Annotated in this window: 19 protein-coding genes; 13 read left to right on the top strand and 6 right to left on the bottom strand. The window is 41.6% G+C overall.

Features of this window, described 5'->3' with window-relative positions; translation table 11 throughout:
* The first annotated feature begins 75 nt into the window (after positions 1–75).
* From Q4492_RS04290 to Q4492_RS04305, 4 genes are all read left to right on the top strand, one after another.
* Positions 76–1,056 carry a response regulator gene (locus Q4492_RS04290; protein ID WP_303416030.1) on the top strand — a complete coding sequence of 327 codons (981 nt, stop codon included), beginning with the start codon at positions 76–78 and terminating at the stop codon, positions 1,054–1,056.
* Entirely contained in the window at positions 1,053–2,015 is a 963-nt protein-coding gene (locus Q4492_RS04295; protein WP_067862257.1) for a diguanylate cyclase, read from the top strand. Before Q4492_RS04290 ends, Q4492_RS04295 begins: the two co-directional genes overlap by 4 nt.
* A gap of 25 nt (positions 2,016–2,040) precedes the next feature.
* Complete coding sequence (gene nth, locus Q4492_RS04300) at positions 2,041–2,676, top strand: endonuclease III (RefSeq protein WP_067862255.1); 636 nt, start codon at positions 2,041–2,043, stop codon at positions 2,674–2,676.
* A 691-nt stretch (positions 2,677–3,367) separates the two neighbouring features.
* A complete protein-coding gene (locus tag Q4492_RS04305; RefSeq protein WP_067862253.1) occupies positions 3,368–3,634 on the top strand; it encodes a GIY-YIG nuclease family protein in 267 nt (88 codons plus the stop codon).
* A gap of 98 nt (positions 3,635–3,732) precedes the next feature.
* On the opposite strand, the gene ccoG is transcribed toward Q4492_RS04305, so the two are convergent.
* Positions 3,733–5,139: a cytochrome c oxidase accessory protein CcoG gene (gene ccoG / locus Q4492_RS04310; RefSeq protein WP_303416031.1), complete on the bottom strand. Its 1,407-nt coding sequence runs from the start codon at positions 5,137–5,139 to the stop codon at positions 3,733–3,735.
* 107 nt (positions 5,140–5,246) lie between these two features.
* Here ccoG and Q4492_RS04315 point away from each other — a divergent pair, with 107 nt between their 5' ends.
* The 6 genes from Q4492_RS04315 (at position 5,247) to Q4492_RS04340 (ending at position 11,143) form a co-directional block, all read left to right on the top strand.
* Positions 5,247–6,692 (top strand): PLP-dependent aminotransferase family protein, encoded by a 1,446-nt coding sequence (locus Q4492_RS04315; protein ID WP_303416032.1) that lies wholly within the window; start codon positions 5,247–5,249, stop codon positions 6,690–6,692.
* 143 nt (positions 6,693–6,835) lie between these two features.
* Positions 6,836–7,564, top strand: coding sequence for a DUF2796 domain-containing protein (locus tag Q4492_RS04320; RefSeq protein ID WP_303416034.1), 729 nt, complete (start codon positions 6,836–6,838; stop codon positions 7,562–7,564).
* A gap of 27 nt (positions 7,565–7,591) precedes the next feature.
* Entirely contained in the window at positions 7,592–8,296 is a 705-nt protein-coding gene (locus Q4492_RS04325; RefSeq protein WP_303416035.1) for an ABC transporter ATP-binding protein, read from the top strand.
* Positions 8,293–9,552, top strand: coding sequence for an ABC transporter permease (locus Q4492_RS04330; protein ID WP_303416037.1), 1,260 nt, complete (start codon positions 8,293–8,295; stop codon positions 9,550–9,552). Before Q4492_RS04325 ends, Q4492_RS04330 begins: the two co-directional genes overlap by 4 nt.
* Before the next feature lie 13 nt (positions 9,553–9,565).
* Complete coding sequence (locus Q4492_RS04335) at positions 9,566–10,102, top strand: DUF3299 domain-containing protein (RefSeq protein WP_303416038.1); 537 nt, start codon at positions 9,566–9,568, stop codon at positions 10,100–10,102.
* Between the two features lie 102 nt (positions 10,103–10,204).
* Entirely contained in the window at positions 10,205–11,143 is a 939-nt protein-coding gene (locus Q4492_RS04340; RefSeq protein WP_303416039.1) for a nucleoside recognition domain-containing protein, read from the top strand.
* Here the strand turns inward: Q4492_RS04340 and Q4492_RS04345 are convergent.
* Positions 11,140–11,340: a transcriptional regulator gene (locus tag Q4492_RS04345; protein WP_067862236.1), complete on the bottom strand. Its 201-nt coding sequence runs from the start codon at positions 11,338–11,340 to the stop codon at positions 11,140–11,142. The genes Q4492_RS04340 and Q4492_RS04345 overlap by 4 nt on opposite strands.
* A gap of 119 nt (positions 11,341–11,459) precedes the next feature.
* Entirely contained in the window at positions 11,460–12,641 is a 1,182-nt protein-coding gene (gene purT / locus Q4492_RS04350) for a formate-dependent phosphoribosylglycinamide formyltransferase (RefSeq protein WP_067862234.1), read from the bottom strand.
* 611 nt (positions 12,642–13,252) lie between these two features.
* Here purT and Q4492_RS04355 point away from each other — a divergent pair.
* Positions 13,253–13,663, top strand: coding sequence for a phnA protein (locus Q4492_RS04355; RefSeq protein WP_303416040.1), 411 nt, complete (start codon positions 13,253–13,255; stop codon positions 13,661–13,663).
* Between the two features lie 9 nt (positions 13,664–13,672).
* Here Q4492_RS04355 and Q4492_RS04360 read toward each other — a convergent pair whose 3' ends face one another.
* The 3 genes from Q4492_RS04360 to Q4492_RS04370 all read right to left on the bottom strand — a co-directional run bounded on the left by Q4492_RS04360 (position 13,673) and on the right by Q4492_RS04370 (position 18,877).
* Positions 13,673–14,686, bottom strand: coding sequence for a type I asparaginase (locus Q4492_RS04360; protein WP_303416041.1), 1,014 nt, complete (start codon positions 14,684–14,686; stop codon positions 13,673–13,675).
* A gap of 77 nt (positions 14,687–14,763) precedes the next feature.
* Positions 14,764–17,214, bottom strand: coding sequence for an EAL domain-containing protein (locus Q4492_RS04365; RefSeq protein WP_303416042.1), 2,451 nt, complete (start codon positions 17,212–17,214; stop codon positions 14,764–14,766).
* A 13-nt stretch (positions 17,215–17,227) separates the two neighbouring features.
* A complete protein-coding gene (locus tag Q4492_RS04370; protein WP_303416043.1) occupies positions 17,228–18,877 on the bottom strand; it encodes a FecR domain-containing protein in 1,650 nt (549 codons plus the stop codon).
* 271 nt (positions 18,878–19,148) lie between these two features.
* On the opposite strand from Q4492_RS04370, the gene Q4492_RS04375 reads away from it, so the two are divergent.
* Positions 19,149–19,982, top strand: coding sequence for a hypothetical protein (locus Q4492_RS04375; RefSeq protein ID WP_303416044.1), 834 nt, complete (start codon positions 19,149–19,151; stop codon positions 19,980–19,982).
* A 225-nt stretch (positions 19,983–20,207) separates the two neighbouring features.
* Positions 20,208–22,646, top strand: coding sequence for a bifunctional diguanylate cyclase/phosphodiesterase (locus Q4492_RS04380; protein WP_303416045.1), 2,439 nt, complete (start codon positions 20,208–20,210; stop codon positions 22,644–22,646).
* Positions 22,647–22,713 lie beyond the last annotated feature (67 nt).

Here is a 22,713-nt window from a genome sequence, read left to right on the forward strand (position 1 = left end):
TTAATTGTGTTCTTTTAGGCTATCCTTTAGGCTTACCTACTAAAGCATTTTCTTAAGTTGTATCTAAGGTGTAATGTGAGCCAGCCTGTTCCGGTTGTAATTTGTGATGATTCGAGCTTAGCACGTAAGCAAATGGCTTCTGTCCTGAGTGAATGGAATGTTGAGGTGACGTTTGCTGAACATGGTTTGGCAGGGCTTGAAGCTGTTCGGGCAGGAAAAGGCGATATTCTATTTCTTGATTTAACTATGCCGCTTATGGATGGTTATCAGGTTTTAGAACGCATCCGTAAAGATGACTTACCCACCATGGTTATCGTTATTTCTGGTGATGTCCAATCAGAAGCCAGAGAGCGTGTACTGGCATTGGGTGCCCTTGAATTCATCAGTAAGCCAACAACCCCAGAGAAGATTGCTGAAGTTTTAAATCGTTTTGGGCTTCTGACTGAGTTAGAGCAGACCGCTGAGACCTCCTCTGAAGAACCGTCTGAGATCGGACTACCTGAATATTATAAAGAGATAGCCAATATAGCGATGGGGCAAGCCGGAGAGATGCTTGCTAGGCTACTGAATACATTCGTCCATCTTCCAATTCCCGTTGTAGCTATGGTTGACCCGCAAAGCTTACAGAGCAGGCTTGTCACTGCTCAAGATAATGAGTATGAGCTGATTAGCCAAGGTTTTATCGGTGGCGGCGTTGCAGGAGAGGCGTTTTTATTAATTGAAAAAAGTAATTTTGATAAAGTTGCTACACTTATGGATCTCCAAGATTCAGGGACGTTCCGAACGTCTGAGCTTCTTATGTCATTATCAAATGCCTTGATCGGTGCTTTCCTAACCAGTTTTGCAAAGCAGCTCGATATTGAATTTAGTAAAGCAACTCCTTATATCCTACGTGACTTTCTTGGGTTCGATGAGCAAGCAGAGAATTGGGATGAAAGCTTGATGATCACAATCGATTATCAGATGGATGAGCATGATACCCGCTGTGAGCTTATGTTAGTGTTTACACAGGACTCACTCGTTAAACTACAAACTATAGCGAGTTACTTCTCATGAATGGGACCGCCTTAAATGAGATTGACGATCTGCACTGGACTTTAGGTTTAATCCAGAATTTGGAGGTAGGTTTAGTTGTTATTGATCGTCAAGCCTGCATTAAATTGTGGAATGGCTTTATGGCAAACCATTCAGGTATCCCAGCTCAAAATGTTGCAGGTGAAAACCTTTTTAAAAGGTTTCCAGAATTGCCAGCGAATTGGTTAAATCAGAAACTCGAGTCAGTTTTTTTATTAAGAAATCCCGCTTATATTTCGTGGGAGCAGCGTCCTTATCTTTTTCATTTTAAGAATAACCGTCCTATTACAGGTTATTCTAAATTTATGTATCAAAATATTACCTTGATTCCGCTAACCTCTCCAACAGGCGATGTTGATCATATAGGTATTTTGATCTACGACGTAACAGATACCGCAACAGGGCAAATTGCATTAGAAGACGCTAACAAAAAGCTGAAAAAATTAAGCCGCGAAGACCGGCTAACCGGTTTATATAACCGTGGGTACTGGGAAGAGTGTTTAAACCAAGAGTATGCGCGTTATAGCCGAACAGAGTCTGTGAGCTCACTCGTTATGTTTGATATTGATCACTTTAAGAAAGTGAATGATACCTATGGCCATCAGGCGGGTGATGAGGTTATTCGCGTAATATCTCAGGCCTTACAGGCGCAGGCACGTAAGACTGATATTGCCGGACGTTATGGTGGTGAGGAATTTGGGGCTATCCTCACTGGTACTAACGGTATCAATGCGATGATCTTTGCTGAAAGGTTACGTGAAAATGTTGCGTCACTCTGCGTGCAATATGGTGAGCATCAGATTAACTGCTCTATTAGTTTAGGTGTGTCTGAAATTGATCTAGAAGTTCAGAGTGCTACTGCTTGGTTAGAGCAAGCAGATAAGGCCTTATATAAATCCAAACAAAATGGACGCAATAAGGTTACCCTTTTTGACTCATAAAATTTTTAATGCCTAATTACAAATAATGAACCAACAAAAGCGATACGAAATATTTTCTCGTTGGCGAGACGAGAATCCTCATCCCACCACTGAGCTAGAGTATAGCTCCCCTTTTGAGTTGCTGATTGCTGTTATTTTGTCTGCCCAATCCACCGATGTTGGGGTCAATAAAGCGACTCGAAAGTTGTATCCCGTTGCCAATACTCCCGAAGCAATCTATGCCTTAGGTGTTGATGGCTTAAAGGAATATATAAAAACCATTGGCTTATTTAATACCAAAGCTGAAAATGTAATCAAAACCTGCAAAATGCTGGTGGAGCTACATGATTCAGTTGTACCTGATACGCGTGAAGCCTTAGAAGCCTTGCCAGGTGTGGGGCGTAAAACCGCCAATGTCGTTTTAAATACTGCTTTTGGGCAGCCTGCGATGGCTGTTGATACGCATATCTTCCGAGTATCTAACCGCACTAAAATTGCACCGGGAAAAAATGTTAATGAAGTTGAGCAGAAGCTTATGCGTTTTATTCCTAAGGAGTTCCTGATTGATGCCCACCATTGGCTAATTCTTCATGGCCGTTATATTTGTGTGGCTAGAAAACCCAAATGCGGTGCCTGCCTTATTGAAGACCTCTGTGAGTATAAAGATAAAACCGATATCTAAGTCGGTATTTATTTTCAATAGATTTTCACCTTTAGCTCCGTACTCGTTTCTGTTTAGCTAACTCACTATTTAGTTGTTATAACCTCTTGATTTCATGGGAATGTAATAGTGCAGCTAAGTGGGTGTTAAAGTTACTCAGTTTATCTGTGCATAAGTTGTTGGATAAGTTTTGGGTAGATTGCTGGAAGCCTTGTTTTATAAGGCATTGAGCTTTTTGGTGTTTATCTGATCTTTTTAGAAAGTTTATTTTAATCAATAGGTTATAGTTTTTGTTGTTTAAATATAAAAGATGGCTTAGATTTTTATCCACACTATGTAGCTATTATATATAGGTGTGGACTTAATTTTTTATCTTGACTTTTTTAACCCTAGAAAACGCGGCCTTTTTAAGGAAAGTATGTCCTTACATTCCTTTTTAAAATATTTATATGCTTAGAAATTTAAATAAGGTTTTTATCTAGATATCTAAGCTATTTCGGTAGCTCATCAGGTCATTTCAGGGAGCGTTGTTATAAAGCAGGGATCAGTATTGTCTAGTGTGGGTTGTGCGGCTTTTGACTCAAAGCCTTTACACAAATTGTGTCGGTTTATTTTCTGTTATCCTAAGGTTAGTTACTGTTAGAGAGATGATCGATAGCATCAATTTTCATGTAAAATCCTACGAAACTTTAATGCGATGATTAGATAATAAATGGTTAAGGATACAGGCCTGAGTCGTTGGTATGTCTATATAGTGAAATGTGTTGATGGCACATTATATACAGGAGTAACAACTGATATAGAGCGCCGCTTACGTCAGCATAATGGTGATTTAGTGGGAGGGGCTAAATACACACGAGTGCGCCGACCGGTTCAGATGGTATGGCGTGAAGAGCAACCCGATCAATCATCAGCCTGTCAACGTGAAGCGGCGATCAAAAAGTTATCTAGGGCTGAAAAGCTGCGCCTTGTAGATTGATCGTTCGAGTTTTCCTCTTAGTTTATATGTGCTAAACCATAATTTTGCTCAGTCTCTCTAGTATGTTTGTTAACTCTTCGCCTAGTGGTAAGGCCTAATTATCTAGGCGCTAAAAATGTACTATTTTTCGAAGCGCTGAAGGAATCTGATGTCAGCATAAAGGTAATATCTGTTTTTGCTGGTAGCATGTGATTTGGCGCACAAACTTTGTAAAGTGTTGTTGTACTTTGATCGATCAAATTCAGATGATTAGGGCCGATGAGTTGTAAAGGAATGGAAGAGCTTGGGGCGGTAATAGCAACGGAAATCTGCTTTATGCGAGAAGTGAAAGCTTCGAGTTCAAGATGGTAGTGATTACAGATTAGCCCTTCAGTGACTTGATAAAGTGAAGCTCTATCCCGAGCAATTTCTATGATCAATTCAGTCTTATTTTGTAGTGTATAAGTGACTCCCCAAGCTGTGGCAATACAGATGCTTAAGTAACCTAGTAGTCGTGGTCTTAGTAAAGAGCGGGTTTTATCTTTCTGAGACTCAATAAGGTTTGATGTTGAGAGTGCCTGTTCTGAATAAAAGTCAATCAGGCCCGTTTTTTTACCTAATTTAACCATTACAGAATCACAGGCATCAATACAAGCTGCACAATCGATACAAGCGGCTTGAAGGCCATTTCGTATATCAATTCCTGTAGGGCATACTTGGACGCAAATCCCACAATCTACGCAGTCCCCAGCGTTTTCTTCTTGGCCTCTTAAGTGCTGTCTAGGCTCCCCGCGAGCAGGGTTGTAGGCCACAGTGTAAGTTTTTTCATCAAACATAACCCCTTGAAAACGTGAATAGGGGCACATATGCAAACAAACCTTCTCTCTTACTAAGCCAGCATTAGCGTAGGTTAAGAGGGACATAATAATGATCCATGATAGGCCGAAAAGGGATAGATCAAAATGAAGCAGATCTTGGATTAATTGATCTATAGGTGTGAAGTAGCCGCAGAAGGTAATAGCCGTAATAAAGGATAGTATTAACCAAAGACTATGTTTGATAACCCGCCTAAAAAGCCTTTGGCTATTGAGTGATTGCTGATCTGATCGAGAGCGTTTTGCAGCACGCCCCTCAATTAAATCTTCGATACGAATAAATAACCAAGTCCATATTGATTGTGGGCAAGCAAATCCGCACCAAACACGTCCCCAACCGACCGCCATAAAGAATAACAAACTGGCCCCGCAAATCATGATACCTGCAAGGGCAGGCAGATCATACCAAGATAGTTCAGTGCCAAACAGAAAAATACGGTGGGCATCAAAGTCGAACATGATGAGTGGCTGCCCGTTTATACGTACCCAGGTCAGGGTGAAAAATAGGGCCAGTAAGGGCCAGCTCGTTAAGCGTCGTAAGTTTTGATAGAAGCCTTCTACAAGCTTTACATGAAACTTTCCATTCCCAGGCAGTGGAGCGGATTCACAAAGGGAGGTTAGGGGAATTTGATTACTACTAGATGGTTTCATCAGGACGCACTTTTCTAATTACTGATAGCTGCATAATGTACAGAGATAAAAAGATAGGAACAGGCATAGAAAAATAATTTATAATAGGTACAGATGAGAGAGGCTAAATGAAATACCTATATCAAGAACTGGAACAAGAGCTCGCTGAATACATATATTTAGGTCGGCTCCCATCAGGCACTAAACTGCCTTCTATCCGGACTCAATGTGAGGAGAGGGGGCTGTCTAAAGCCACCGTGATTCATGCTTATCAGCGTTTAGAAGCGGCAGGTCTTGTGGAGGTAAGAACAAAGTCAGGCTATTTTGTTTCAGTTCAGCTGAATACTAAGGCAAAAATACCTGCACAAAGCCCCTCTGTAATGCAGATCAGGTCTGAGCCCCATCTGATTGATATGAGCGACGTGATGAGAGATATCATGACGCACAATGCTGCTTTTGATATAGCGCCTCAAATTGATAAACGATCGCAACGCCCTGTAGGTATTACTGAGCTAAATCGTTGTTTATCAAGAGCCTTACGGCAACAGGGCGGTTCTGAACATCAATATTATGATGAGCCAGCAGGGTCACTCTATTTACGTCAGCAAATTGCTAGCCGATATCAGCGTCTAGGTTGTAGGTTTGATGAGCAAGATGTCTTGATTACAGCGGGTTGCCAGCATGCATTATCTTTAGCATTACAATCCTGTTGTCAGGCAGGGGATATAGTCGCAGTTGAATCCCCTGGATTTTATGGTGTGCTGCAGTTATTAGAAAGCCTTGGTTTACAAGTACTTGAAATCCCCGTTACGTCAACGGAGGGTATCTCTATAGATGCTTTAACTGAGACTTTATCTAAATGGAAAATAGCTGCTTGTGTAGTAACTCCTGCATTTGCAACGCCTTTAGGCTCAGTGATGCCTGATACTGAACGTAAGCGGTTGCTTCAATTAGCGGAACAATTTGGCTTTACTATTGTTGAAGATGATATTTATGGGGATCTATCATTTGGTGCGCGTCTTCCCCCATTAAAACAGCTGGATCGGAATGATAATGTCATTTTATGTGGCTCTTACTCTAAATCACTTTCAAGAGAGTTGAGGCTAGGTTGGGTTGTTTCGAGTAGAGAGCAATCCTCTTTAATGTTTTTAAAAATGGTCAATATGCTTGCCTTAAGCCGTTTTACGCAGCAGGGATTAGTTGATTTTTTGGATGATGGTTCTTACGAAAAGCATCTGCGTAAATATAAGTACTTACTTAAAGAGCAGCGAGATCAGTTGATTGATCTACTGTTTTTATATTGGCGTGAACTTGGCGAGATAAGAGTGAGCCAGCCTCAGGGAGGGCTTGCGTTATGGGTTGAGCTTGAAGAGCACTATAAAGTAGATAACTGTTATTTGGATGCCCGTAGGGAAGGTATAGTGATCACTCCAGGTAACTTATTTACAGCACAAGATCAGTATCGAAATTGTTTACGTATTAGCTTTGCTCACCACTGGAATGCGTCGCGAAAGAATGCAATTAAACGGTTGGGTGAGATTCTATTGGATAAATGCAGCGCTGATAAACCATAAGAAACTGGATTATCCCTCTTTACAGCTATTTTTTGGCAGCGATCGATTATTCTTTGATCCTCAAGATAGCCTGAGCTTGTTGTCATAAGCCGGCGTAAAACTGTATAGTAATGTTATATTATATCATTTTATTGGAGAGCATCATGTTCCAGCGAGTCCATTACATTTCTATAGGTAGTGCTTTAATTTCATGCATGTTAAGTCCTATTGCTACAGCACTTGAAGCGCATGTGCATGGGGAAGCGGTGTTAAATATCGCAACAGATCAAGGTGATGTAGAAGCTGTGCTTCGCTCGCCAATGGCGAATATCGTAGGGTTTGAATACGAAGCAAAATCGGCTGAAGATAAAGCGACTCAAGAGAAAGCTTTAAAACTATTACAAAATGCCAATAACATTTTGAAACTTTCTGCCTCTGCTAACTGTCTGACGGAGCATGTTGAGGTTGTTTGGGGTGAAGAGCATGGGGATCATGCGGATCACGAAGAGCATGAAGGCCATGATGATCATGATGATCATGAGGAACATGCGGATCACGAAGAGCATGAAGGTCATGATGATCATGAGGAACATGCGGATCACGAAGAGCATAAAGGCCATGATGATCATGAGGAACATGCAGATCACGAGGAACATGAAGGTCATGACCATCACGAAGAACATGCGGATCATGAAGAGCATGATCACGAAGGGCATGCTGATATTACGGCGACTTATCATTTTAAGTGTAGTAACCCTGAAGCGTTGACAGATATGACATTGAGTTTGTTTGATTCGTTTAAAGGAGTAGAGAAGCTCCATGTGAATCTAATTACAGATAAGGGAGCTCAGCAGCTTGAGTTAACTCCTTCCTCTAAAGGCTTTAAATTCTAATGGCATTACTCGAGTTTGGTTTTTAAAATGAAAAAATTAGCCGTAACTATCGATGATCTTTTATTTAAGTGGGGTGATGGCACACCCTGCTTAACCATTCCTAAGTTTCAACTTTATCACGGTGAAAAAGTTTTCATAAAAGGCCCCTCGGGTAGCGGAAAAAGCACATTGCTTAATATCTTGGGTGGTGTGCTTGCCCCTGAGCATGGTGATATCAAAGTTTTAGGCCATGACTATGCCCTCATGAAGATGTCCCAGTTAGATAAGTTTAGAGCTGACCATATAGGTTTTATTTTTCAGCAGTTTAACTTACTACCGTTTTTGAGTTTATTAGAAAATGTTTGTCTACCTTGCCGTTTTTCGTCTACGCGAAGAGCACGTGCTATCGATGAGTTTGGTTCTGTAGAGCAGGGGGCTGAGGCGCTACTTAAGCGTTTAGGTTTGATGGATAAACATCTCTATCAACAAAATGCAGCGGCCCTTTCTGTAGGGCAGCAACAAAGGGTGAGTGCGGCAAGAGCGATTTTAGGTTCGCCGGAGATTATTATTGCAGATGAACCTACATCGGCACTTGATGTAGATGCGCGAGACCAGTTTTTAGCGTTGTTATTATCTCAATGTGAATTATCCGGCTCCACGTTAATTTTTGTTAGTCACGATAGCGCTTTAGAACATCACTTTTCGCAGAAATTGAGGCTAACCCCTTCATCTAATGGAGGATATAGCTTATGACTTTGTTTCATTTAACCTGGAAAAGCTTTTTAAATAGGAAGGCCACTCTATTAATGATGTTGCTATCTATTAGTATGAGTGTTGTGTTGCTGCTAGGTGTAGACATTATAAGGCAGCAAGCTAAAGAGGGGTTTTCATCGACTGTATCTTCTACTGACCTGATCGTAGGTGCGCGAAGTGGGCAGATAAATTTATTACTGTACTCTGTTTTCCATATTGGGAATGCTACCAATAATATAACGTGGAAAAGCTATGAAAATATTAGCCAAGATGCCAATGTTAAATGGAGTATTCCTCTCTCATTAGGTGATTCTCATCGCGGGTTTAGGGTTTTAGGTACCTCCTCAGCGTATTTTGAGCATTACCGATATGGTGCCAAACAGCCACTCGCCTTTTCTCAAGGTAGAGGCTTTGAAGGGCTTTTCGATGTAGTAATTGGTGCTGAGGTTGCTAAAAAACTAGGCTATAACTTAGGCTCTCCCGTTGTGATCGCCCATGGTATGGGGAGTGCCAGTTTGATGAAGCATGATGATAAGCCGTTTAATGTTGTAGGCATTTTAAAACCTACAGGTACGCCTGTTGATAATACGCTTATTGTTTCTTTGGAGGCGATTGAGGCTATCCATGTTGATTGGCAGTCTGGGGTGCAATTACCCGGCTCTAAAGTAACGGCAGAGCAAGTGCTTAAAATGAAACTTAAGCCTAAACAAATTACGGCGTTTATGCTTGGGCTTAACTCTCGTCTTTCTACATTTCATCTACAGCGGAAGATAAATCAGTATAGGAATGAGCCGTTAATGGCTATTTTACCAGGACTTGCTTTGCAGGAGTTGTGGGGTATGTTTTCCTTCGTTGAAAAAACACTGTTCGCTATTTCTGGTTTAGTGGTTGTTTCAGGAGTACTTGGGTTGCTAGCCTTGCTGTTAAGTAGTTTAAATGAACGCCGCCGAGAGATGGCTATCTTGCGCTCTGTAGGTGCGCGTCCTATACATATATTGACATTACTTATATTAGAATCATTATTGGTTACGTTATTGAGTGTTTTACTGGGTATTGGTGTACTTTATTTGGTAATGCTTTATGCCAGCCCGTTAATTCAGGATCAGTTTGGGGTACGATTAGCGGTACAAGGTTTAAGTTTATGGCAATGGCAGCTAGTAGGTATGGTGGTCGCGGCTGGATCTTTAGCTGGATTAGTACCCGGTTATCGTGCTTACCGGAACTCTTTGGCTGACGGTATGTCGATTAAGTTATAACAAGAGAAATTGAATGTTTAAACATATTATTATCGCTGTGTGGTTGATCGCTAGCTCAAGTTTTATTTGTGCCGAAGAGGTGATTAACGGTGAGTCAGTGAAGCCAGTAGAGTGGGAACAGTTGATGCCTGCTGATTTCTCTATGGATGCGATATTTAATAGTTCTGAGCAGTTGGCGGCTATTGATGATTTTGATCCTAAAGCACAACAGCTGCTGGATGAGATGATGGTAGCTATGCAATCTGCTCCGACTGTGCCTGATTTTGATGGTCAGATGATTAAAATTCCTGGTTATGTCGTACCGGTCGAATCGGATGGTACTCGTGTTACTGAGTTCTTTTTAGTTCCTTATTTTGGTGCATGTATCCATGTACCTCCTCCACCCTCCAACCAGATTATCTATGTTCGATTTGAGCCTGGAACTCATGTGGAAAATTTATATGATGCGGTATGGATTAGTGGTCGTATAAATACAGAAACGGTTGTGAATGAGCTTGCGGCTTCCGGTTATACCATGGAAGCTTTTCAGATTGAGCCTTATGATTTGTGATACGAGCAGTCATCACTAATATTTGTATAGACTATAAATAGCTGGTTTCACTTCTAGCCTCTAGGTAAAATTGCCTCTTATTTCTAGCCAAGGCTATTTATCGTGGAACAGATCATTGCAGTTATCCTAGATTCCGGGCGAACCGGTTTGGATATGGGTTTATATATTCTTTTACCCATTATGGTTGTAATGTCTGCGTTCATGAAACTCCTTGATGCTAAAGGTGTGCTGAGCTGGTTTTCAAATTTACTGGCACCGATTGCACGTATTTTTGGTATTCCAGGCCTTGGCATTTTTGCCATGATTAAGCTGCTTTTTGTTAGTTTCGCAGGCCCTATTGCTACTTTAGCTTTGATGGATAGGAATGGCACCTCACGCCGTTATATCGCGGCTACTTTAGCGATGGTCTTAGCTATGTCACAAGCCAATGCGACGTTCCCGTTAAGTGCAATGGGGCTTAATATAGGTGTAATTCTGATTACATCTATAATTGGTGGCTTAGCGGCAGCTTCTTTCACTTACTACGTGCTAACTCGTAACCTTGTTGATCCTGATACTACTGAAACTGTCGTCAAATCGACCTCGCCAGAAGAGGAGAAAAAAACGGTTATTCAGATCTTAGGTGATGGTGGTCAAGAGGGGATGAAGATCGTGTTCGGTATGCTGCCTATGCTAATACTGGCGATCTTTTTAGTGAATGTATTTGAAGCGACAGGGGTTATTAGTTTATTAAGCTCATTACTCGCCCCGTTACTGGCTCTAATTGGTTTACCTGAAGCAACCGTGCTACCTATAGTGACTAAATTTATTGCAGGTGGAACCGCTTTTATGGGTATCACTATAGATCTGATGAACGAGGGGCTTATTAGTGTAAACGAGCTTAACCGTATGGCCGGTTTTGCCACTAATCCGCTGGATGTTGCTGGTATTGCGATCTTTGCCGCTGCGGGTAAGCGAATCAGCCAAGTGATTCGCTATGCTGTTTATGGTGGCTTGTTCGGTATGACAATAAGAGGCGTGTTACATCTATTTATTTTCTAACGATGTAAAACGAGTTGCGGCCCTTTTTTACCTGCTGGGATAGTGTGTTTGGCGAAAACGCCATAGATATGTCCACAGCCATTGCAATAAGCGATTTGGAACCAAGCTTGGCTATCACGTGCTCTTTCTTCGCTGTCTTTTGAAACGATGTGTTCAACCCCTGAGATTGAGCATTCTGGGCATTTAGGTTCAGCCATAGGTGACTCCGATTATTGTGTTTACTTTATTCTATCCTTAGTTGTTGGTAATCACTAAAGGTTCCCTAATATTTAGAGTAAAGCACTATTCCGGTTGGAAATAGTGCTTTGATTCTACGTTATAGTTCTACATTGACTGAGGTTGAGCCACGAATAGCTTTCTCTTTAGCGGCTTGTACAGTTTCATCTCGGGCTAATACAACACCCATACGTCGTTGCCCAGAAACTTCCGGTTTGCCGAATAATCTGATTTGAGTATTCGGCTCCGCGAGGACTTGTTGTAGATTACCAAATCGTACTTTATCTGATTCGCCTTCTACTAAGATGACGCTCGATGCAGAGGGACCGTGGAAATGAATATTTGGAATAGGTAGGCCTAAAATAGCTCTAGCATGCAGTGCGAATTCCGATAAATCTTGGGAGATCATCGTCACCATGCCAGTATCATGGGGGCGAGGTGATACTTCGCTAAAGTAAACTTTATCGCCTTTAATAAAGAGTTCAACGCCAAAGAGGCCTTGCCCACCTAGCGCTGATGTTACTTTGCTTGCGATCTCACGAGATTTTTCTAGTGCCACTGGGCTCATTGCTTGCGGTTGCCAGGATTGTCTGTAATCACCGCTTACTTGTATGTGCCCTATAGGTTCGCAAAAGCTAGTGTTGCTATCGTGACGAACGGTAAGCAGTGTTATTTCATAGTCAAAGTCTACAAACCCTTCTACGATGACTTTTCCTTTTCCTGCTCGACCGCCATCTTGAGCATATTGCCAAGCTTGTTCAATTTGGTCAGTGGATTGGATGGTGCTTTGACCTTTACCTGATGAGCTCATAATCGGCTTTACAACACAGGGGATACCCACGGTTTCCACTGCAGCCATATACTCTTCATGTGTTTCGGCAAAACGGTAGTTAGAGGTGGGAATATTAAGCTCTTCTGCGGCTAAACGCCTAATTCCTTCGCGGTTCATCGTGAGTTGAGTTGCACGAGCTGTTGGAATAACGTTGAAGCCTTCATTCTCAAGATCAACTAAGGTTTCGGTCGCTATAGCTTCTATTTCAGGAACAATCAGGTGTGGTTTTTCTAGCTCGATTATTTCACGAAGCGCATCACCATCCAGCATTGAGACGATATGGCTTCTGTGAGCAACCTGCATACCTGGGGCATTTTTGTAGCGATCGACAACAATGACCTCCGCGCCTAAGCGTTGTAATTCGATAACGACTTCTTTGCCCAGTTCTCCACCGCCGCACATCAATACACGTGTAGCTGACGGTGATAGAGGAGTCCCTATTTGTAGCATTGTCCAATCCTCAGCGTGAAAAAATTTCAAGCATTATACGGTGCGAATTATGACAATCGCCAGCAGAATGGAAATTGTCTTCTATAATAAAAGTGTAACTTCGTGTTGAAGTCACGGTTGTATTTTTTGAAATATTGAATTGTCTTTGGTTTTTTATGTGTTTTATCATGACTAGAGATAGTTCTTCCTTTGAGACATTTTTTGAAATGAAATAAGGAGGATAAATAAAAATACATCGACTGGGAGATTGATTGTTGCGGTTTTTGTTAATGCTTTAGGCTGCGGCAATTAGTAGCATTTTTAAGTTGGTATTTTCAGAGTGAACGTCAAAGACTACAGAGTGGTCATAACCACATTAGAAGCACTCTAGAACCTGTCCGCTTAAAAAAATTCTGGTCGTTTACATTGCTTGTTTTTTGCCTGCAAAGGCTGATTAGTCGGAGTATCCATCCGGCAGGAGGGGATAGTATCTCTTATAGAGGCTATCCCCTCGTTAATTTTAGTCGCTCATGTTGCCCTCTAAGCGATATCACTTAGTCTTAGTTCCCCTTATATTTCTTCCATTCTAATGAGAATGTGCTATCCCTTAGGGTAAACATGGGGACGTAACTATGTCTAAAGGTCATGATCGTTATCACGAGCGGAATTGTGGGCTGTCAATTTTTGGCAAGGATTTAGTGCGGCGTAGTGGGGCACATTGCGAACTATGCGGCGATCATGGTGTTAAGTTGCATATCTATGAGGTGGCAGCTGTTTCAAAACTACCTGATTTGAATCACTGTCTTATGGTCTGCGATGTGTGTTTTACGCAGATTGAAAAACCAAAATCACAATCACAAGATAACAACCATTGGCGCTGCTTAAATCATTCAATCTGGAGTGAAGTGCCTGTGGTCAAAGTCCTTGCTGTAGCTATATTGAAGCGTGTTGCAGAGCAAGATTTTTGGGCTGTTCAGCTTTTAGAGCAAGTTTATTTAGAACCTGAAGAGCGGGAATGGTTAGCTAAAGTGCAACTCCCTTAATTTGATGTTTTAGCGACTGATTTCCCCGGCCAAGTTTTTAACAAAGTTATTTTTGATCATTGCCGTAGATATCAGTGTTGCTAATAGAAAGTGAAGTTTGCAGAAGCAGGCTTCTAATGTCATTTCGGCCCCTGATATAACACCAATCTCATTTAAAATTGAGCTGCATGCGTATTGCCCCTGAAAGATCTCAGCTTGTAAGCACTGGCTGTTATTGACGAAAATTACGCCTCGTTGTGCAGCAGCCTTCAGTGCATCAATTAGTTCCTGATTTTGATCAGGCAAATTACCTACGCCGTAACTCCGCAAAATAATGGCTTTACAGTCTGGGTCTGAACTGAGTAATTCAACGTGCTTGCCATTAATTCCTGGATATATGGGCAGTATAACAACGGCATTTTTTTTAAACTCGGGGTTTAAAAAGCGAGGTTGTTTTTGGGGCAAAAAGAGGTTGGAGTGTAGCTCGACATTAAGCCCAACTTGGCCGAGCCAAGGGAAGTTCGGGCTGTTAAAAGCATCTAACCCTGTTGCTTTTACTTTACTCGATCTATTTCCTCTTAAAAGTCGTCCGCTAAAGTAAATGCAGACTTCATTTATTGAGTTATCAGTGGCCAGAAGTAGTGTTGTAATTAGATTATCGAGTGCATCGTTTCGCAGTTGTGATAAGGGAATCTGAGAGCCGGTGAAGATAACGGGTTTTGATAAACCTTGTAAGATGAAGGACAGCATTGAAGCACTGTAAGCCATAGTATCGGTACCATGAAGCACAATAAAGCCATCATAGTCCTCATATTTCTGGATAATAATGTCTGCCATTTCAGTCCAATGGCTAGGGATTAAATTGGCGCTATCTATTAACGGATTTAGCTCCAGCATATCGAACTCTGGGAGCAGAGCGTGGTGTGAATGGGCTAAACGGCTTCTTATTAATGATTCAAACCCTGGGACAGGAGTGTAGCCGTTAGCGGATGATTCCATACCTATAGTTCCACCAGTATAGATCATCAGTATTTTAGTAGTCATAGGGCGCTCCCGCTTCAATTGAACATATATATACGTTGAACTAAGGGAGAAGTGAAGAGTTTATACATTTTTGCCTATTAAGCATTATTTATCGGAGAGCCTAGCCCTCTTGGGCTTTTTAATAGTTCGCTGATCTGTGCTTCAGGTAAAGGTTTGCTGAAGAGGAACCCTTGTAGCTCTTCGCAGGTTTGCGTTAACAGGAAATTACGTTGCTGGGGAGTCTCTACACCCTCTGCAATCACTTGAAGATTAAGGCTGTGAGCCATTGTTATGATTGCTTGAGTGATTTCAGCACTTTCTACACTTTGCCCTAAATCACGCACAAAACTTTGGTCGATTTTTATACGATCTAAAGGGAATTGCTTTAGGTAACTTAAAGAGGAATAGCCGGTACCAAAATCGTCTACGGCAATATTAATCCCAATATCTTTTAGCTCGTGTAAAGTTTGAATGGTCGTCTCAAAGTTACTCATAAGAGCAGATTCTGTTAGCTCGAGCTCCAATAGGTGTGCAGGGAGCGCAGTGATATCCAATATTTGTTTTACACGCTCAACTATAAAATTATCATAAAATTGAATAGCTGAAATATTGATGGCTATACGTATCTCTTTTTTCAGGCCTTTGTTCCAAGTGACGGCTTGTTTACAGGCCGTTTCCAGTACCCAATCCCCTATAGACATAATTAGTCCAGTTTTCTCTGCAATAGGAATAAAAGATGCTGGGGATATGTTACCTCTTTCAGGATGTTTCCAGCGCAATAGTGCTTCTAGGCCGATTATTTCTCCGGTAGCGCTGATGACTTGAGGTTGATAATAGACTTCCAGTTGGTTTTGATTGAGGGCTAAGTGAAGGTCCCGCGTTAATGAGGATTCGTCGATAATTTCCTGTTTTAAATGCAACGAATAATAGTACAGCCCGCGCTTGTTGTTGGATTTTGCTTTATGCATGGCCGCATAGGCATTACTGATTAATATATCGGTACTGTCTCCATCTTGTGGATAGGTACTGACACCAATGGAGGGTTTAAAGAAAAAATGATCGCCCTGTAATTCGCAAGGCAATTGTAGAAGCTGGATGAGACGGTGGCCGATTCTTGCAGTATCTGAAGGGGAGGACTGGTTGGTAATGATTGCAGCAAATTCGATTCCACTTAGTCGAGCGACTGGATGAGAAAACCCGACAGCTTTTTGTATCTGTTGTGCGGCCATTGCTAGAATTTCATCACCTGCATTAAGGCCTAAACGGTTATTAACTTCTTTGATGCCACTAAGTTGGATGATCAGCAGTGAAACATTTTGCGTGCTAGGTGTTTCTGTCAGTGTGCTCGCCAGTTGGTCTTTGAACATTGTTTTATTAGGTAGGTGCGTTATTGGATCAAAGTTAAGTTGCTGGTACACCTCGTTGTTAAGCTGCGTTAGTTTGTATTGGGTTTCTAAGGAACGGCGCCAACTAAAGAGCGAGAAAACTAAAATCAGTACGAGCATAGTATTTGTTGGAGGAAGCCAAAGTTGAGCTTCACGTAAGAGAGTAAAGGATAAAACTAATGCTGCTAGCAATGTAAAAGGTAAGCTTATTGGAAAGTACCGTTTGGGGAGCACGATGGCAGCTAATACTAATAATGTAGTTAAAATGAGAGTGGATAAGTATTGTTGCCACGGTGTTATCTCAGTGATAAACCGGGATTCCAGTAATGCCGCCGCTATATTTGCATTGAGTTCTACGCCGGGCATCCGTTGATGGTGTCCAGAAACAGGGGTGCTTACGGCATCCCCCATTCCGGTCGCGGTAGCACCTATGATGACTATTTTATCTTTTAAATGTTCTCGGCCTATCTTGCCATTCAATACATCAATATATGAATAATGAGTGAAATGCCCTGGAGGGCCGTAAAAAGGGATTAGTAATGGGGTTTTACGTACCCAGCCGGTATCACTGCTTTGTGTTTTTTCTAGAGCCGGCGTTAAAGGGTAATCGCGGATAGCTTGTTGGAGGGCAAGGCCTAATATAGGCCAATGAGCGTCACCTAAGCCGGCGTAGAGGTAAACTCGACGGCAGATACCATCAATATCTAACTCAGTATCAACATGAGCAAATCCGGCACTATGCTCAGCAATAGTAGGGGTTGGTAGTAGCTCGGTAATTTGTGAATTTAATGATTTTTCAGGTGCTACCGCCAGAAAAACGTGACCATTTTTTTCTATAGCTTCAGCAAATAGGCGGTCATTCTCAAGGGATTCTTTTTCGGAAAATAAAATATCAAAGCCCACAGCGGTGGTTTGGGCTTGGGTCAGTTGATTAAGTAATTCTGCATGGGTCGTTCGAGGCCATGGCCAGCGCCCCAGACGCATGATGCTTTCTTCATCAATCGCAACAATAACGATCTCTTCAGGGGCCGGGTGGCCCGATAAATTTAACAACGTGTCGTAAATAATCAGATCTATGCGTTTAAGCACAGAACTGTTGAAGCTAACAACCAGCAATAACAGCATAAAGCCTATAACAAAAAGCTGGATACGACGTTTATTCATAGTCTGTATGTGTTCACAGCAACAATATAGTGGCTACAAAAGAACCAAACACATAGATCCAGTTTTCGTTCGGGGGCGGTGTTAATTCTTGAGTAACACCCCAAGCACCGGCAAAGCCATCTTCTGCTAGGGATCTAACGCGAACATATCTATATCCTTCAGGACGCTCCAGTGTAATCTCCGGCTTTGTTAACCTTGTATCTGTAATAATGGATTTAAATGATGGATCTTTAGATATTTGTATTTGGTAGGATTCATCCGGTAAGCCTAAAGTCCATGAGAGTTTTATTTCACGTTCATTTTGGACGAGTGCGGGCTCGGGAGTCGCAGGAATTGGTTTTACGGTTAAGCTACGTTGAGTACCATAAGGTCCTAATTCTCCATCGCCAGCAAGACTGGCTACACGCCAGTAATAGGTGTTGGTGGGCAGTAGTTCGGATGCCGTAAATTGGTTGCTCGTTAATGAAGGGCGATCAAGTAATATGTTAGAAAACTGTTGATCGGACGCTATCTGTAATCGGTAGCTGACCGCTTCGCTGGATTGGGTCCATTCCAATACAGGAGCTTCCCCACGTATTGTAGCCTTATTATTTGGTGCCATAGGGAAAGGCGGTTGAGGGTGTGCATTGAGTGTGAATGTTTGTACACGTTCTATACCCTCAATTCCATATTTGTCGACAGCACGCAGTTGTAGGAAGTATGTATCATCACTTAGGTCAGGAAGGCTGATGGCATTTCGTTCACTGTCACTATCCCATAACACTGTACTAAACTCATTTGACTCTGCAATGATGAAACGATAACGCTGCGCACCCTCTATAGCTTCCCAGCGGATTTGAGAACCAATGGTTTCGATCGGTTGTGGGTAAGCCAATAGCTGAGGAGCGGGTAGGAGCTTTTTAGGTTTTAATGGCGCTTTATTTTTAACAACATGAGTCCCGTAGCCAGCACGAACTAAACGTGTAGTTTTCGCACCTTTTACCGCGACGCCACCTTCTAATACCTCAATAGTTGAACTCGTGTCTGCCGCTGTATAAGAGGTTCGGAAGCGGGTTCCCCTAACGGCAGAGATCGCAGCGGGTGTATGGATTTCGAAACGTGAAGCACTGCCTTTTTGTGTTGCAGCATGACTCTCTATATCACCTGATATGAGGCGAACTCTTGAATCCACCATCCCAGTCTCACCATATTTCGTCATATGGTTAAAATCGATTTTAGAGTTTTGTAATACCAGTATCTCACTACCATCAGCAAAGCGAATTAATGCACTGCTTTGTGAATAGGTTTCTAAATGATCGCCAAGATTAAGTTGCTGACCTACACTCACTTGTTGTGAATCAGTGCCTTCTTTGCTTTGCGTGACTACATCCCCTTCAAATTTGATGACTTGTGCTGATGCTGGCTGAGATTTTATCCAATCAATAGGGATACGTAATTTTGTGTTTTCAGGGATGCGTTTAGGGTCGGCGATATTATTAATCTTCTGAAGTTGTTTCCAGTAAGATGTTTTGTAAAGGTGTTTTTCACTGAATTCAGACAGTGTGTCTCCTTGAACGACACTGTAAATCCACTCTTGCGCTATAGCTGAAGGCGTGTTGAAGAGTAGGGCCAACAATACCACTGAAGCAGATTTTTTATAAAAGTTGAGTATTGTTGTGTCCATGCGAGTACTCCAGAGATTACGTCCATTATTAATCCTAGTCGAGGAATCCTTTTAATGCCGCTCAAGTGATAGGATTAATCCCTCTATTTGCTATTTATATCAGCTTTTAGAGTTAGATGCTTTATCCTGTTAAGTATTTATTAAGGTGGGGGTTTAAATAGGCTTTTCGATTTTATTTTGCGCTCTATCTCCCTGAAAAAAGTGAATCGCTTTTACTCCTTAACAAGTTTGATTATTCTGAGTTAAATAATATCGTTAGGAATGACCTTAGATGTCTGATAAATCACATCCACTTTCAACCTCAGCCTTAGCTAAGGCACTCGATAAAACCACTAAGCAGATGTTTACTGAGCTGGAATCACTCGGTTGGATCAAGCGTGTAAGTGATAACTGGTTATTAACATCTAAAGGTGAGTTTGAAGGGGGGACCTATCGTGAAAGCACTAAGTTTGGTCGTTATATTATTTGGCCAAGTGAGACCGTCAAGCACCGAGCTTTAGTGAGTGTTGATTCCCATCTCTTATCTTTTGATTCTTTGGCTACTCAGCTGTCGTTATCTGATCGTATTATTGGATTACTTTTGCAAGAATTAGGTTGGATCAAGGCGGGCCGAAAAGGCTGGCTGTTAACCACTTTAGGTGAAGCTGCGGGAGGTTTTCAGCGGGAAAATCGGTCTACAGGCATTCCTTATATCATGTGGCGAGAGTCTATTTTAGACAATGGGATATTAACTGCACGAGTGAGCGGATTCCAACAGGGCTATGAGGGAAAAAACGATTATCTTTGTTGTGATGGCCATAATGTTACTTGTGAAGCGGAGAGGAAGATTGATAATTGGCTCTATCTGTCCGGCTTGTTGCATGCCTATCGGACAGGTTTGCCGTGCGAAGGAGATTTAGATGCCGATTTTTATCTACCTCAACATCAGCTTTATATTGAGTATTGGGGTAAAGAAAACCCTAAAAGTATGTTGTCAGCAAAGATCGAGAAAAAGGAAAAGTTCATTAAAATGGGCGTTGACCTGATTGAATTAAATGATGACGACGTTGCAAACCTTGATGAGGCGCTTCCTCGAATGTTATTGAAATACAATATAGAAGCATAATATTCATTCAGGCTTAAGAGATAACTTTATATTATAGTGCTGAGGATGAGGAAAAAAGCTGATTATTAGCTAGAATGTAAGTACTCACAATAGGACATTAAGTGACAGGTAAGTAGTTAATAGAAACTTACTTTTATTACTTAAAGAGCTAAATGATTTATGAGATTATCAATTATTAATATCTGATTTAGGCAAGCGCCTAACATAATAGGAAGTGTTATCTATTTGAAGCACCAGAGCCCTAAAGTAAGAAATAGGTTGGCGGTAAAGCTTGCCCAGTATACTGTGTTGATGGCGTTTACTATTGGCTTCTTCTTGAGTTCGTTACATGTATTAGAAGACTATAAAACGCAAGGGAGTCGGTTAGATCAAACCGTCATTGATATACTGGATGCGAGTAAACCCCCGGCTACGCGCGCGGTCCATACTTTAGATCAGGCGCTTGCCCAAGAAGTTGTTAATGGGCTTATGCAATATCCCTTCATCTCCAAAGTACAAATTAGAGATGAGTTAGGTGAGGTTTTAGCAGAGCAAGAATCCACGCTGCAAAAGACTAAAACGCAATGGTTGACGGAAGCCATCTCAACTAAATATAAAGATTATGCTTTAGCACTTAGGGCGCCTGGGTTTGCCAACCTTGAGCCTGGTAGTCTTCAGGTGGTTGTGGATCAAGACCTTGCGTTACAGCCCTTTTTTGAACGCGCTTTAACTACGTTTGTCTCGGGCGTCGTTCGTAATATTCTCCTTGCGGTATTTTTAATAGCGCTTTTCCACGCATTTTTAACTAAGCCCTTGGCCTTGTTAGCTAAACAATTTGCTGAGCTCAGGCTGGAAGATAGCGAAGGTAAATATCTTGAAGTACCTGAGCAACATAAAAATACCGAGTTAGGTCAACTCAGTGATGTTGGTAATGAATTTATTCATACAGCGCAAAAACTACTTCATGAAAAAAAGAGTAACCATTTAGCCCTAGTGCAAAGTGAGCACTTGTTAAAGCAGGTTATCAATCAAGCTCCCCAGTTGATTGTGGCGCTTAATAGTAAAGACCAAGTGTTATTTTGTAATCAGCAGGTTGCGGAGTTTTATGACGTATCGGTAGAGTCTTTGGTGGGTGTCACCATATCAGATTTCCATTCGTTTCAAGATGAAGTTGAGCGGATGCATGTTATCCGCCGTAGCGTCGAAGCCAATAATGCGCCGGTTGATATAACTGAGTTTTCTTGGTCTCGCGAAAATGGCGAACAATTACATTTCTCAATTCAGGCTTCGCCATTCGAGTATTTTTCTGAACCTGCAACACTGATTGTGGCGACTGATATTACGAGTCAAAAAGTTGTCCAAGATCATATTAGCCATATAGCTAACCACGATAATTTAACCGGTTTGCCCAATCGAGTATTACTGAATGACCGATTATCTAGATCAATTTTAAGCTGTGAGCGAAATGGCGTTTATAACGCACTGTTGTTTATTGATTTAGACCATTTTAAAACGATTAACGATTCACTTGGGCATGGTATTGGTGATTTGCTCCTTAAAGAGGTGGCGGAGATACTTATAGGCCAAGTACGTGCAAATGATACAGTGGCTCGTTTGGGGGGAGATGAGTTTGTTGTTTTGTTGGAGTTTCTTCATGACAACCAAGAAAGAATCAAAGCTGATGTACAAATAATCTGCGATAAATTGTTAGAAATACTCTCTCAGCCTATAGATATTAAGCAGCACAAGTTAAGAATAGGGGCGAGTATAGGTGTAGTTATCTTTCCAATTGAAGGGAAAGATATTGATGACTTAATGAGATTTGCTGATACAGCTATGTATCATGCGAAAGAGAACGGTCGTAACGGTTATGCCTTTTATCATCGTTCCATGTCGTTAGCCGTTGAAAAACAACAGCATATGGAAAATGAGCTTCATCGAGCATTGGAGCAAGAGGAGTTCCGTATTCATTACCAGCCTCTAGTTAATGTTACAGGGGCCATTGTAGGGTTTGAGGCTTTAATTCGTTGGCAGCATCCAGAAAAAGGCTTAATGCCTCCAATCGAGTTTATTCCTAGTCTTGAAATAAGCGGCATGATTGTTCCCGTTAGTAATTGGTTATTAGCAAAATGCAGTCGTCAGATAGAAAAGTGGAAGGCTGAAGGGTTTTGGCAGGATGGTTGGTACACCTCAATTAATATTAGCCCCTTACAGTTTTATCAAGCGGATATGGTGATTACTTTACAGCAGGCAATTGTGGGTGGAGGGGCTAACCTCTCTGACATCTGTTTAGAAATTACAGAAACGGTTGCGGTTGAAAATATTGAATTTGCTAAGTCGCGGTTACAGAAAATTAGGAAACTTGGTATTACTATCGCGCTGGATGATTTTGGTACAGGCTATTCCTCATTAAGTTACCTTAAAGATTTACCGATCGATATAGTGAAGATAGATCGCTCTTTTATTCAGGAGCTGGGAGCCCATAATAATAGCCGATCTATAGTTGAAGCCGTTGCATCAATTGCGAAAGCCTATAATTTGGTGGTACTCGCTGAAGGTATAGAAACTAAAGAGCAATTAGAGATAGCACATAATATTGGATGCCATGTGTTTCAGGGGTTCTATATTGAGCGGCCACAGGCTGCGGAGCAGCTGCAGAATGAATATTTATCTAAAGGGTTGTAGGGAATTTTGTCTTGTTTGCTTGATCTATAGATTGAACATCTTGATTCAGGTAAAGTTTATACACCTT

The organism is Neptuniibacter sp. 1_MG-2023 (assembly GCF_030547185.1).
In the GTDB taxonomy this organism is placed as follows: domain Bacteria; phylum Pseudomonadota; class Gammaproteobacteria; order Pseudomonadales; family Balneatricaceae; genus Neptuniibacter.

Excerpts from the sequence above, each read along its gene's own strand:
- purT (WP_067862234.1), bottom strand. The coding sequence starts at position 12,641 with ATGCTACAAATAGGGACTCCTCTATCACCGTCAGCTACACGTGTATTG.
- Q4492_RS04365 (WP_303416042.1), bottom strand. The coding sequence starts at position 17,214 with ATGAATAAACGTCGTATCCAGCTTTTTGTTATAGGCTTTATGCTGTTA.
- Q4492_RS04345 (WP_067862236.1), bottom strand. The coding sequence starts at position 11,340 with ATGGCTGAACCTAAATGCCCAGAATGCTCAATCTCAGGGGTTGAACAC.
- Q4492_RS04295 (WP_067862257.1), top strand. The coding sequence starts at position 1,053 with ATGAATGGGACCGCCTTAAATGAGATTGACGATCTGCACTGGACTTTA.
- ccoG (WP_303416031.1), bottom strand. The coding sequence starts at position 5,139 with ATGAAACCATCTAGTAGTAATCAAATTCCCCTAACCTCCCTTTGTGAA.
- Q4492_RS04355 (WP_303416040.1), top strand. The coding sequence starts at position 13,253 with ATGTCTAAAGGTCATGATCGTTATCACGAGCGGAATTGTGGGCTGTCA.
- Q4492_RS04370 (WP_303416043.1), bottom strand. The coding sequence starts at position 18,877 with ATGGACACAACAATACTCAACTTTTATAAAAAATCTGCTTCAGTGGTA.
- Q4492_RS04320 (WP_303416034.1), top strand. The coding sequence starts at position 6,836 with ATGTTCCAGCGAGTCCATTACATTTCTATAGGTAGTGCTTTAATTTCA.
- Q4492_RS04375 (WP_303416044.1), top strand. The coding sequence starts at position 19,149 with ATGTCTGATAAATCACATCCACTTTCAACCTCAGCCTTAGCTAAGGCA.
- Q4492_RS04335 (WP_303416038.1), top strand. The coding sequence starts at position 9,566 with ATGTTTAAACATATTATTATCGCTGTGTGGTTGATCGCTAGCTCAAGT.
- Q4492_RS04315 (WP_303416032.1), top strand. The coding sequence starts at position 5,247 with ATGAAATACCTATATCAAGAACTGGAACAAGAGCTCGCTGAATACATA.
- Q4492_RS04330 (WP_303416037.1), top strand. The coding sequence starts at position 8,293 with ATGACTTTGTTTCATTTAACCTGGAAAAGCTTTTTAAATAGGAAGGCC.
- nth (WP_067862255.1), top strand. The coding sequence starts at position 2,041 with ATGAACCAACAAAAGCGATACGAAATATTTTCTCGTTGGCGAGACGAG.
- Q4492_RS04325 (WP_303416035.1), top strand. The coding sequence starts at position 7,592 with ATGAAAAAATTAGCCGTAACTATCGATGATCTTTTATTTAAGTGGGGT.
- Q4492_RS04305 (WP_067862253.1), top strand. The coding sequence starts at position 3,368 with ATGGTTAAGGATACAGGCCTGAGTCGTTGGTATGTCTATATAGTGAAA.
- Q4492_RS04360 (WP_303416041.1), bottom strand. The coding sequence starts at position 14,686 with ATGACTACTAAAATACTGATGATCTATACTGGTGGAACTATAGGTATG.